Annotated in this window: 2 protein-coding genes; both read left to right on the top strand. The window is 68.8% G+C overall.

Features of this window, described 5'->3' with window-relative positions; all coding sequences use genetic code 11:
* On the top strand, nucleotides 1–423 hold a 423-nt coding region (locus AC1VAN_RS22790; protein ID WP_480986861.1), incomplete at its 5' end, for an NfrA family protein.
* 21 nt (nucleotides 424–444) lie between these two features.
* A partial coding sequence (locus AC1VAN_RS22785) for an alginate O-acetyltransferase AlgX-related protein (protein WP_480986860.1) occupies nucleotides 445–1,039 on the top strand: 595 nt, incomplete at its 3' end.

The raw sequence follows: 1,039 nt of genomic DNA, 5'->3' as shown, positions 1-1,039 counted from the left end.
CTCGATGCCAACGGCGCCCCGTCCCAGCGCGTAAGCGAATCCAACGGCCGCCTGCGTCGCCAGCAGGCCTTTGCCGCAGCCGAACTTCGCGCCGGGCGCAACTATCGCTTCGGTGCCGACCAGACCCGTTGGCTGGTCACCCCGTACCTGGTGCTGGGTGCGGACTGGCASGATCAGCGCTCGCGGGTGCGCGGCATCGACTATCCCGGCATCGGGCCGCAGTCGTTCAACCTGTCCGACACCCAGCGCAGCTGGTCGCTCGGGGCCGGTCCTGGCGTCGGCGTCCGTTACTGGTTCCGCGAAGATCACTACAACGCGGCGCGCTCCTACCTGGACCTGTCGGTGTCCTACCGCTTCGCCATCGGCGGCGGCGATACCCAGCGGGCCAAGGGACTGTTCGCCACTGCCACCCTTTACTACTGATGCTGCAYGAAGGATCTGCCGATGAAATCAGTTTTCTCTGCAACGCTCCGCGTACCGTCCGCACGTAGACCGCGCTTGCTGCTGCTGGCCGCCGTGTGCGCGCTGGCCGCTGCCGGTCCCCTGCAGGCGCAGGCACCTGCCGCGCCCGTTGCCGCGGCCAATCAAGACTCGTCCATCGTGCTGACCGGCAAGGATGGCTGGCTGTTCCCGGCCTGGGGCAGCCTGACCGAGGTCGATAGTGCCGCCGTCGCCCGCAACACGGCGCTGATCGCCGAGGCGCAGCGCACGCTGGCCGCCGCCGGGGTCAAGCTGCAGGTGCTGGTGCTGCCGGACAAGGCCCTGTTCTATGAAGACAAGCTGCCCGACGGCAAGCGGCTGGGCGATGCGGTGCGTGGCCGCTATGCGTTGGAACTGGAGGGGTTGGTCAATGCGCACGTGCCGGCTGTCGATGCGTTGCAGGCGATGCGGCAGGTCAAGCAGGGCGGCCAGGAGGTGTTCTATCGCAGCGATCAGCACTGGACCCAGCCGGCCGCCGACGCAGTGGCCGCTGCCGTCGCCGCGAAGGTGAAAGAGCAGGTGCCGACCCTGGCCGGGCAGGCCGGCAGCGGCATGCCGC

Source organism: Stenotrophomonas sp. 05L44_2, from assembly GCF_056665995.1.
The sequence above is the reverse complement of the archived record's forward strand: the minus strand, read 5'-3'. Positions and strand labels throughout refer to the sequence as shown.